At 40.6% G+C, this 11,902-nt stretch carries 8 protein-coding genes and 1 pseudogene; 5 read left to right on the plus strand and 4 right to left on the minus strand.

Annotated features, from left to right (window positions below; all coding sequences use genetic code 11):
• Nucleotides 1-607 (minus strand): hypothetical protein (locus LC574_RS07260; protein ID WP_229452395.1); only part of this gene is annotated, 607 nt, incomplete at its 3' end.
• 1,024 nt (nucleotides 608-1,631) lie between these two features.
• Here LC574_RS07260 and LC574_RS07265 point away from each other — a divergent pair.
• The 3 genes and pseudogenes from LC574_RS07265 to LC574_RS07275 form a co-directional block, all read left to right on the plus strand.
• A pseudogene (locus LC574_RS07265) lies at nucleotides 1,632-2,762 on the plus strand (DUF3854 domain-containing protein); the annotation flags it as partial.
• Nucleotides 2,763-2,934: 172 nt separating this feature from the next.
• Complete coding sequence (locus LC574_RS07270) at nucleotides 2,935-4,383, plus strand: FAD-binding domain-containing protein (protein ID WP_229452397.1); 1,449 nt, start codon at nucleotides 2,935-2,937, stop codon at nucleotides 4,381-4,383.
• Nucleotides 4,384-5,027: 644 nt separating this feature from the next.
• Nucleotides 5,028-7,082 (plus strand): bluetail domain-containing putative surface protein, encoded by a 2,055-nt coding sequence (locus LC574_RS07275; protein ID WP_229452399.1) that lies wholly within the window; start codon nucleotides 5,028-5,030, stop codon nucleotides 7,080-7,082.
• 170 nt (nucleotides 7,083-7,252) lie between these two features.
• Here LC574_RS07275 and LC574_RS07280 read toward each other — a convergent pair whose 3' ends face one another.
• Nucleotides 7,253-7,462: a hypothetical protein gene (locus LC574_RS07280; protein ID WP_229452401.1), complete on the minus strand. Its 210-nt coding sequence runs from the start codon at nucleotides 7,460-7,462 to the stop codon at nucleotides 7,253-7,255.
• A gap of 588 nt (nucleotides 7,463-8,050) precedes the next feature.
• Here LC574_RS07280 and LC574_RS07285 point away from each other — a divergent pair.
• Together LC574_RS07285 and LC574_RS07290 are read left to right on the plus strand one after the other, a co-directional pair.
• Nucleotides 8,051-8,317, plus strand: a complete 267-nt coding sequence (locus tag LC574_RS07285) for a type II toxin-antitoxin system ParD family antitoxin (RefSeq protein WP_229452403.1) — start codon at nucleotides 8,051-8,053, stop codon at nucleotides 8,315-8,317.
• A complete protein-coding gene (locus tag LC574_RS07290; RefSeq protein ID WP_229452405.1) occupies nucleotides 8,314-8,622 on the plus strand; it encodes a type II toxin-antitoxin system RelE/ParE family toxin in 309 nt (102 codons plus the stop codon). The genes LC574_RS07285 and LC574_RS07290 overlap by 4 nt, the downstream gene beginning before the upstream one ends.
• 317 nt (nucleotides 8,623-8,939) lie before the next feature.
• On the opposite strand, the gene LC574_RS07295 is transcribed toward LC574_RS07290, so the two are convergent.
• Nucleotides 8,940-10,583, minus strand: coding sequence for an alpha/beta hydrolase (locus LC574_RS07295; RefSeq protein ID WP_229452407.1), 1,644 nt, complete (start codon nucleotides 10,581-10,583; stop codon nucleotides 8,940-8,942).
• A gap of 468 nt (nucleotides 10,584-11,051) precedes the next feature.
• Nucleotides 11,052-11,902, minus strand: an 851-nt coding sequence (locus LC574_RS07300; RefSeq protein ID WP_229452408.1) for a DMT family transporter, incomplete at its 5' end; no start/stop codon positions are given.

Genomic DNA, 11,902 nt, shown 5'->3' on the forward strand with positions numbered 1-11,902 from the left:
ATATTTCTTCTTTAGTTGGCGTTACTAAAGTTTCCTCAGAAGTAGAGGAATCGGATATTTCTTCTTTAGTTGGCGTTACTAAAGTTTCCTCAGAAGTAGAGGAATCGGATATTTCTTCTTTAGTTGGCGTTACTAAAGTTTCCTCAGAAGTAGAGGAATCGGATATTTCTTCTTTAGTTGGCGTTACTAAAGTTTCCTCAGAAGTAGAGGAATCGGATATTTCTTCTTTAGTTGGTGTTGCTAAAGTTTCCTCAGAATTTATAGGTGAAGCATTTGCTTTAGAATTAGATAAGTAATAATCTGCTAAAGAGCCGCAGAGAAACTCTTCACGAAAGCTGTCTATTTTGGCAACTGACTGGATTTTGCGGTAACGACGTTTCTGATACCATAAACCAGAAATGAGTAAGCCTGCGATGACTCCTATGCCAACTCCTGCCATAGCAACCTTGGCATCTTCTAAAGCTTGATTTTGTTGCCCAGATTCGACAGTCGGATTGGAAGATGCACTTTGAGCTATAGCATAGTCACTCGCTGAACTTAGCTGCACGCTAGTGGCGATCGCCGCAAACGACAGTATAAATCTAAATATTAACTTTGATTTCCACATAATCTGATAGTTTAAAAATATGTTATCAATTTCTGGGTTGCTTCTGGTTTAAGGTAGATATCAGACAAAGCAGAGTTTTTCGAGACTAACCGCCTCCCTAAGGAGTGGAGAGTCAAAAATAAAACTAGCTAGATCCCTTTTTTACCAAGGAAGTTACCTTTATATAGAAAATAAACTTTGTCAACAGTAGTTTCCAGAAGATGTTCTTATTTCTTAACATTATTTGTGCATTTAGGAATCTTGACAAAGCCAGATGTTAATACCGGTTTTCAAAATATTTGTATCAGGTATTTCGTAAAATGGTTATAACTTATAGCGATCACATAATCAAACAGCATTGAGATCGATAGCCAATGGCCGCAGAAGTTGGCATAGATCCCATTAGTGCGTCACCGATAGCATTAGCGAGTCATCTCCCAAGGGGAGACGCTTTAGCGCAACGAGCGTCACAGCCCGTCGTAGACATCACCTCTTGGGTTTGGAACGTAGAGCCATTAACAATTCAAAATTCAAAATTCAAAATTCAAAATTGAAGAGAGTTTCAGACGGGGATTTAAACCCGACTGAAACTGAACTACGTGTTGACGTTGCGGGTCTTAAACCCTTTTATTTACGATAAAATGTAAACTTTAAGATACTTGCACCGAGTTTCTAGTATAGTGTGGCGGAAGTTCCCTACCTTAAAGGCTTAAGCTCCTTGCTGGTTTGAGATGGTAGCTGGATTTATACCAAGGTGTACGAAGATACTACCCTATAGCGATCGCTGCTGCAACCCCTCTAGCGATCGCATTCCTTAACAAAAAAATTTACTGATAAATAAAAATTAATAACGAACAAATATCACAATACAAAATTATTACTTTGGGGATCTAATAGACAGAATAACCCACTAAAGTCTTAACCGATGTGTCTCCTATAACGAAGTAAAAAAAGAATCATAAAAGCCGCGCAATCTCTCTTAGAGCAAAAAAGCAGATGCATGTTAGTGTTTTAGTCTCATTGTCTTCCCTTCGTGCCTTTCCCTATGCATCTGCACTATTTACACCCCCAACACCTTGAAGAATTAGTCAAGAGTAGTGGTATAGACTTACACCTAGTGCAACTCAATTTTAGGTCACTCCAAGGCGTAACTGCTTATGAATACTTATTGATTTCTGAGCTACTCCCTCGCACCAATACAGGAATGGTGAAGGCTGGATGGTTGCAGCGTTATGCTCATATCACTGAAGGTGGTTGGTGGTGTTCGGGGCTAGACCCTTTGAATAATTGGCAAATGATGGAATGGGGATGCTTTAAGCCAAACCAACCCCGACAGAATCACAATGGTAAGTCCATCAAATACGAGCATCCCCCCAGCACGCCAACGCGGGTGTTTTGTTTGCGGGTAACGCTGCAAGTGTGGCAGCAAGTCGCTGCACGTTACAATCTGGTCATGCCTGACAATATCACCATTACTGCTGATGGTGAAGCTGAAGGCTTTTGGCAATGGGTGATGCAACATAACATTCCCCTGATTCTCTGCGAGGGTGTGAAGAAAGCAGCAACGCTTTTGACGCAAGGATATGCAGCTATTGCCATTCCTGGAATTACCAGTGGTTATCGAGTTGTTAAAGATGAATTTGGTAAAGTTACCCGTCGTCAGCTAGTTCCTGACTTAGCAGCGTTTGCAATTACAAAGCGTAGCTTTTATATTTGCTTTGATTTTGAAACTCAACCTAAAACAATTGCTGCTGTAAATAATGCTATTTCTCAGCTTGGTTGTTTATTCCAGCAAGAAAATTGCACTGTTAAAGTTATTGAACTTCCAGGAATAGAAAAAGGAGTTGATGAGTTTATCGTTGCCAAAGGTGCAACTAGTTTTGATAAAGTTTATCGCCAAAGTGTTAATTTAGAAATTTATTTTGCTCAAACCAAACCCCACACTGAGTTAACTATTCCTGCTGCACTCACCTTCAATCGCCCTTATATAAGTGAAATACCTTTCCCCACTTCTGGATTAGTAGGAGTCAAATCAGCAAAAGGAACAGGTAAAACTACAGCACTGCAAGCCGTTGTTCAGCAAGCAAAAATTAGAAATCAACCCGTTTTATTAATTACTCATAGAATCCTACTAGGACGATTTTTGTGTGAAAAAATTGGTATCAAATGGGGAATAGAAAGTGGTAAATGGGGAGATGAGAGGATGAGGGAGAATAACCAATGCCCAATGCCCAATGCCCAATTCCCAATTCCCAATTCCCACCCCCAGAATAAATTTATCGCCAGAATGATGTTCATTGGTACCACTAGCATTTAAGCTAGTACGGGTGAACTATATGTAGTATAGAATGTCTGACTTAATTCTGTTTTGGCATCGGCGCGATTTACGCATTTCTGACAATACGGGACTAGCTGTGGCAAAACAACAGAGTCCGAAAGTGGTGGGCGTGTTTTGCTTTGATCCGAATATTCTGGAACGGGATGATGTTGCTCCTGTGAAAATAACTTATATGATTGGCTGTTTGCAGAAACTCCAAGAGCGATATGCTCAAGTTGGTAGCCAATTGTTAATACTCCACGCCAATCCTGTACAAGCGATACCAGCTTTAGCAGAAGCAATAAATGCCAAAGCTGTTTTTTGGAATTGGGATGTAGAACCTTATTCGCAAGAACGCGATCGCACCATTATAAATGCCCTTAAAGAAAAAGGTATTCAGTTTCTTAACCAAAACTGGGATCAAATTCTCAATTCTCCAGAACAATTACGCACCGGTAGCAATCAACCTTACACGGTTTACACCCCCTTCTGGAAAAATTGGATTACCAAACCGAAAGCGAACCCAGTAGAAACTCTGCAAAATGTTGAGGGTTTAACAGAAGCTGAACAGGAAATTGCTAAACTTGCAGGAGCCTTAACGCTACCTTCAGCCAAAGATTTAGGATTTATTTGGGATGGAGAATTGATTATTTCACCGGGAGAGGCGGCGGCGCAAGAACGGTTAGAGGAATTTACTGCTAAAGCGATTACTGAATACCAAGAACAGCGAAATTTTCCCGCATTGGACGGAACATCGCAACTGAGTGCAGCTTTAAAATTTGGCGTAATTGGCATTCGCACCGTTTGGCAAGCCACAATAGAAGCACTAGAAAACAGCCGCAGTGAAGAAACAGCAGTTAATATTCGCACATGGCAACAAGAATTAGCTTGGCGGGAGTTTTATCAACATGCAATGTATAACTTCCCGGAATTAGCTGATGGTGCTTTCCGCGACACCTTTAAAAACTTTCCTTGGGAAACTAACGAAGAAAATTTCCAAGCTTGGTGTGAGGGGAAAACTGGCTATCCCATTGTAGATGCAGCAATGCGCCAGATGAATGAAAGCGGCTGGATGCATAACCGTTGTCGAATGATTGTCGCCAGTTTCCTTACCAAAGACTTGCTAATTAATCCCCGATTGGGAGAAAAATACTTTATGCAGCACCTGATTGATGGTGATTTATCTGCTAATAATGGCGGTTGGCAATGGAGTGCTTCTAGCGGTATGGATCCTAAACCTGTGCGGATTTTTAACCCAGCCAGTCAAACAAAAAAATTTGATCCAGAGGGGGAATATATTCGGCAATGGGTGTCAGAATTACGGTCTGTAGATACAGAATATTTAGTTACTGGGAAAATTCCATATTTAGAACGTCATGCTGTTGGCTATCCTGAACCAATTGTGGATCATAGAATACAGCAACAGCAGTTTAAACAGCGTTATCAACAGCAAAAAACCGTTAGTAATCGTGGTGAGTAAAATTGTGAATTTTTTAATGTTTATAAGAAGAATTCAGAACTCAGGAATCAGAAAACAGGTATGAATTCTGTACGAGTGGGTGATGAATATTGGTTAAAACCTCGCCCGAGGTTAAGCGAAAAAAATTAAAATATTCTCACCTTAAAACTCTATCCCTTTATGGGTAGAGTATTCTGAATTCTGAATTCTGAATTCTGACTCCTGTTTTATTTAGGTTGATACTGTATCATAATAAGAATCTTGCTATAGGGCTATTTCATTCTCATCTAGCCCGCCTCAGAATGAATTCACCAGTCTAATAGCGAAAGTCGTCTTTAGACGACTGATAAAAGGTTATAGTCCGTTAAAACGGACTTTAGCTAAAGGCCTGTGAACTTTAGTTCTGGGCGATTTATGTCTAGAACAAAATAGCCCTGTGTTGCTATAGGGCGATCGCATCTAAATAAGTAGTCAGACAGAATTAATTACACAATATCATTGTGAGCGATCGCAATGACTGTAAATATTTTTGTCCGACTACTTATTGACGAGAGACGTAGCACTGCTACGTCTCTCTTACGCATTGACAAATGAAATAATAAATGCACTAGTAATAAATGCAGTAGTAAAACAACTGGAATCAAACAGATAAGGAACACCAATTTATGACCTCAACCACAACTTACACTTACGATGTCGATGGCAAAGTGATATCTGAGAGGACAGACAACAACGGTGATGGGATAATAGACTCAGTTATTACCTACCGCTATGACCTGACATCCAATAGCCTTGACGACAACGGCGACGGCAAAGTTGATTATGTCGAAACCTATACTTATGATGCCAAGGGCAACCAGACATCCACCAGCCGTGACTTCAACGGCGACGGCAAAGTTGATTCTGTCCAAACCTCTACTTATGATGCCAAGGGCAACCAGACATCCACCAGCAGTGACAACAACGGCGACGGCAAAGTTGATTATGTCTACACCTATACTTATGATGCCAAGGGCAACCAGACATCCTTTACTTCTGACAACAACGGCGACGGCAAAGTTGATTCTGTCGAAACCTATACTTATGATGCCAAGGGCAACCGGACATCCTATACTTCTGATAGCAACGGCGACGGCAAAGTTGATTATGTCCAAACCTATACTTATGATGCCAAGGGCAAGGTGACATCTGATAGTGTTGACTTGAAGGGCGACGGCGTTGATTATGTCCAAACCTATACTTATGATGCCAAGGGCAAGGTGACATTTAGTAGCTTTGCCAACGGCGACGGCATACCTATTTATGTCACCACCTATACTTATGATGCCAAGGGCAACCTGACATCCGATAGCTTTGACAACAACGGCGACGGCAAAGTTGATTCTGTCAACACCTATACTTATGATGCCAAGGGCAACCGGACATCCACCAGCTATGACAACAACGGCGACGGCAAAGTTGATTCTGTCCAAACCTATACTTATGATGCCAAGGGCAACCGGACATCCACCAGCTATGACAACAACGACGACGGCAAAGTTGATTCTGTCGACACTTTTATTTATGATGCCAAGGGCAACCTGACATCCACCAGCCGTGACGACAACGGCGACGGCAAAGTTGATTTTGTCGAAACCTCTACTTATGATGCCAAGGGCAACCGGACATCCTTTAGCCGTGACTTCAACGGTGACGGCAAAGTTGATTATGTCGAAACCTCTACTTATGATGCCAAGGGCAACCTGACATCCTTTAGAGTTGAAAACAACGGCGACGGCAGATTTGATCCTGTCCAAACCTATACTTCCTATACTTATGGACGCGCATCCGCTAGCTATGACTTCAACAATGATGGTGTAATTGATGCAGTTGGCATCTACAGCTACGATTTTAACGGCAACCTGAAATCACAAAAAATTGACAATAATGATGATGGCATCTTTGATGAAGTCACCGCTTACAGTTACGACGCTAACGGCAAACAGACTGCACAGCTAGCTGACAAAAATAATGATGGCATCCCTGATGAGATTACCACTTTCAACTACGATCGCAATGGCAAACTAATTTCCGCAGATATTGACAACAACAGTGATGGCATTACTGATGCAGTTGCCACTTATCTGTATGATACCAATGGTCAATTAATCAGCAAAACCACCACAGACGGAAATGTGCCAAAGATTACTTTAAAAGGTGGTAACGGTGCAGATGAACTCAGTGGTGGGGCTGGTAATGATCAAATTTCCGGTAAAAATGGCAACGATAAACTCTTTGGATTAGCAGGAAATGACAAACTAGTTGGTGGTAAAGGTAATGACATCCTCAATGGTGGCGCTGGTAGTGATACCCTCACAGGCAGTTGTGGGAATGATCAATTTGTAATCAATAACCTAAGTGATTCGCTGCTGTCTCGTTTTGATAAAATTACTGACTTGAAAATCGGTGAAGATAAAATTGATGGTCTAAATGCAGTTTCTGCCACCGATTTGCTTCAACTTGGCACTGTTGCGAGTCTAAATCTCTCAGATATACAACAGATATTGACTGCAACTGCTTTTGTAGCTAAAGGTGCGGCAACTTTTACCCTTGGTAAAGGCAATCATCAGCAGACTTTTCTGGTACTCAACGATAACACTAATGGATTCTCTGCCCTCACGGATGCTGTGATTGAGATTAGTGGCTACAAAGGCGACTTAACTCTTTTAGCGATTGTCTAACCGGAGTTGCTAGAAACAACGGAAAAAAGAGTATCTCAATTTTGTAAAAATACGAATAAATCTCTAGGAAAAATATTTTTTCTCACGCAGAGGTGCAGGGGTACACAGAGAGTTAGTAAATAAATTTACACATTTGGGATGCTCCCTTTTGATTTGACTTACAGCAGTTTTCATGTATTTGAACCACATCTGTCGTAAGGGCACAGCATTGCTGTGCCCCTACCGCGTGGTCTATTTACCTGAAAATAGCTGTAAGCCAGTTTTGCTGAAAATAGAACTAGTGATGGGATTAGTGCGATCGCACCTCTCACTCTCTCATCCCGCAGGTTATAATCCATTTTGGAGATGTTTTTCACCCCAGCATAGCCCGCCGCAGGCATAGTTTTGAACTGGTAAAAATAAAGGCTCCTGTGTGTTATCTCTAAAGATACTGACAAAACCTGTGACTACTCTTTTATTAAACGAATAAACCTTGACCATTACTAATCCAACTTGTGGAGGAGTATACTGCTCCATTTTGCCAAACTTCAATTAAATCTGTACGAGTGGGTAATGAATATTGGTTAAAACCTCGCCTCTGGTGGGCGAAACTAGTATTAAATATTCAACAATAATTAAAACTCTATCCCTTTATGAGTAGAGTATTCTGAATTCTGAATTCTGTATTCTGACTCCTTTTTATGCTTTTCAAAGTATTGGTGAATACCTTATCATGAAGTTATTAAGTATCTATTAAGCTGTTAATAAGATTTTATTAACTAGCTAAATACACTGCTAAAAGACAGATTTTGTCAATTAGAAGTATATGCCCAGAAGTATGAATGCGATCGCATATCATCTGTGCCTGTTATGGTTTTTACAGTAATAAGACTAGCCCTTTGCTTCTGCTCTTTGCAAAAGTTTTTATTGGCTAATAATAACAAAAACTGTTATTATAATGTCTATTATTGTTATAAGAAAATAGATATATGAATATTTCCCTTACTCCTGAGTTGGAAGCCTTCGTCCAAATGCAGGTTGAGTCTGGCTTGTACGCTTCTCAAAGCGAGGTGATTCGGGAGGGGTTGCGTCTTTTAAAACGCTTTAACGACCATTCCGAGGAATATAAATTGTGGCTCAATGAGCAAATTGCTATCGGTCTTTCGGAGCTTGATAATGCACAAGGTCTTCCCCAAGAAGGTGCGCGAGAGCGCATCCGCAACAAGGCGCGACAATTGATCAAAAAATCGTTGTGACGAACCCAAAACTTTATATTCTCTCGCCGCAAGCAGAGAACGACCTCGCAAGAATTTATGCCTATATCGCGCGAGATAATCCAGATGCTGCCGAACGGATTCTGGACAAGCTTCTTTCCGCCTGTGAATTACTGACAGACAATCCCGCAATAGGACAGTATCGTTACGACCTAACTTTGCTTCCTGTCCGTTTCTGGTTGGTGCAGCCTCGATATTTCCTGATATACCGAGGTGAAAACCCTATTGAAATCGTGCGTGTACTTGCAGCAAACATGGATATTGCGCGGGAACTCGCCGGAGAATAAACAAACTAATTGTTTATATAGCAATCCTAAATCATATCACGTCCGGTTAAACAGTTGTCATTGCGAACGGAGTGAAGCAATCGCTCCAGACGTTGTGATTGCTTCGTTTCACTTCGTTCCACTCGCTTTTGACTTATCACAAGTAATTTATCGGACATGATATCATTCGTGAAAAGTTAGATCCCCGACTTCTTAAAGAAGTCGGGGATCTGGACACTGCGAATTTTCACAAATCAGATAGGATTGCTATAGTCAAATAAAAATCATCACATGCAGCAATGCAACACCAATATCCAACATCCAAAATCCGAAGCTGACTATGGTGTTGGGAAGTTTTTTTTTGCGGGTTTGGCTCCTTTTATATCCAGCAATTGTGCTAATTCGGTTGTATTCAATGACTTGACGAGACTCAAACCAAGCGACTTACTAGAAATGCTTTGAGTGTAGGCAGCGTTAAGATAGGGGGTATATTGCGATCTTCCTACAATGTATGTTTGGAAAAAAGGTAAACTTAAAACATTCATGTAACGACGCGCTTGGGAAGCATCGCCAATCATATCGGCAGGTAATGCTACTTGTTGATTTGCGGGGTTTCCATTACCAATGGTGGAAAAGTGAGTTCCACCTACAAGCATAACGAGATACTTTTGTGAGTTCGCCAACCAGGAGAAAGGTAAAATTTGTTCGGATAAAGCTGGTGCAACTGTATCATTACTACTGCTGACAATCATCACTGGAGTTTTAATTTGACTTAAGCCAGTTTTGCCGAAAATAGAACTAGTAATGGGATTAACTGCGATCGCAGCTTTCACTCTCTCATCTTGCAGGTTATAATCTTTGCCAGACTTGCTGATGCTCAATTCTAAAGCGCGACACTGAAGCAGTAAAGACATATTCCAGGTATTTTGCAGTGCTGCTGGTTGACAATCTTGTTTTAGCTGCTCAAAGTTGATTTTAGCGCCTGCCAGGGCTAAGGCTGTGTAGCCTCCCAAAGATTGACCAAATACTCCAACTTGTTGCATATTTAACCGACCTTTAAACCGTGAATCAGATTGATTATCTTTTTCCAATTGATTCAGGATATATGTTACATCCAAAGGTCGGTCTTTAAATTCACCTGGTTCTGCTATTTCAATGGCGCGTTTATTCAACAGGGAACGCAATTGTTTAGCATCACTACCAGGATGATTGGGAACGACGATAGCAAATCCGTAAGAAGCTAGGTGCGTGGCTAAATATTGAAAGTTGCTGCTATCTAAACCCAACCCGTGAGAAATCACAATTACGGGTGCGGTATTCTGGACATTGGGAATGTAAATATCAGTTAATAAAAGCCGATTGCGTGTTGAGTCGAAAAACTTTTGGGTGTATTTTTGCGACTTAAACTTTCCCGGAACCTTTAAATCGGGTAATTGCGATAAATTTGGTTGTTTGATGGTAGCAGCTTCTATTTTAGACTCTTGCGAAACTGCTGCGATCGCCCGATGGGTTTGGTTAACAAGTTTGTCTAATTCCGTAGCTATTTCTAAAGTCTGCGCTACGTCAAGGCGAATGCTGCTGGTGGGATATTTACGCAACACATTTAAAAGTGTCAAGCCTTCCGATTCACCAGAGGCTAAAATTAGCGCCGAACGCAAAGCATCAAATCCTGGTTCTGGGTCACTGGTTTTGATAATTTGCGCCAACCGATGCAGCAACAACTCTCCTTGCGGTGTGTAGAGAAGTTGCGAAACTACTACCGGACTAACTTTCACACGATTAAGTAAAATCTGCCGCAATTCTTGAAGCTGTTGAAGAGGCAGATATTGCTGATAGGCTGCCAAGTCTTTGTTAATTACACCTGTTTTGGCATAGTTTTCTAAAGTAGTAACTGAAATGGAAATCTCTAAAGCTGAATAAGATGCATAAATCCGCTCTGCTGCCAAGACAGAATTGCTAATTTCAAACGTTGGCAGCACCATTGAAAGAACCAGCAATATGGAATTTTTTCACAGGGTGCTGGCCCAATTACCAAACAAACTATTCATCGCTCAACTGTTTCGGTAGTCTGGTTTGATCAGGTGTTGGCTTTGGTAGTTATTCGGACACCCTGCTTGGTTTACTTAAAGTTATTAGCCTGGATTTTCTCAAAACTGAATTTAGGAGTCAGGAGTTAGAATTTTCTAGTAATTAATTCTGACTCCTGAATTCTGATTTCTGAATTCTTCTTCAAGAATTTTCTCTTGGCTATCAAGTCAATAATCAGATCCTACAGAGTCACACAGATGGTTCAAGTATCCATCTTATAAGAGGCTGACCCCGTAGTTTGCCTTCACTAGTAAATCATAACAAATAAAAAATACTCTGCCTCAGTATTTATGTTGTAGCTTTGAAGATGGCACGATTTTACTAGATGAAAAACCTAGTACAAATCCTGAAAGGTATTCTTATTAATTAGCTTTTCCCAAGGCGATCGCTACTGAACCTGTGACTACTAAACCCGCTCCGAATATTGTTATAAAAGTGAAGTTTTCTGATGGTATCCAATTAGGTGCAATAACTGATACAATTGCGACTGATATTAATGTCACAATGGGAGCTATGGCTATTACTGCACTCACTCGTGATGCTTCCCAATGTTCTAATGATTCGGCAAAAGCACCGTAAGCGATTAAAGTATTCAAAGCACAAAAAACCAGCATGAATAAATGGAAGCTATCAAGTATAAAAAGTGATTGTATTTTGGCTAGAGGAGTGAATAATAAAGCACAGCCCCCATAAATAATCAGCATGATGCTAGGGGAAGATAAAGATTGTAATAGCTGCTTTTGTGCCAAAGCATAAATAGCCCATGACGTTGCTCCTAGTGCAATCAAGACACTACCTAGTATGTATGTGCCATGTGTTGTAACTAAATTTGTTAATTGTTCTCGAAAAAATAAAACATAACCGCAAATCATGACACTGACACCAATCCATTGATACAGCCGATAACGTTCTTTAAAAACCACTAACCCTCCGAAACCAAATAAAAGGGTAGATAATTGAATGAGAACTTCAGCGTTAGCAGGCGATGTTAGTGCTAAACCTTGCATGAACAGAAAGTAATTAATCCCTAAAAATAGTGTAGCGATCGCTAATAATTTCCAAGAAGCAGAACGCAGTTGTTCTAACTTTGGTAATTTACCACGTATTCCTAAATACACACCAAGCAGTAAAAATGATACCAAAAAGCGAAACCAAATGTCAGTATAGACATCAAGTACTTGCAGAGTTATTGCCAGAGCAATAGGTAAAATTC

The organism is Nostoc sp. CHAB 5715, assembly GCF_020829685.1.
In the GTDB taxonomy this organism is placed as follows: Bacteria; Cyanobacteriota; Cyanobacteriia; order Cyanobacteriales; family Nostocaceae; genus Nostoc.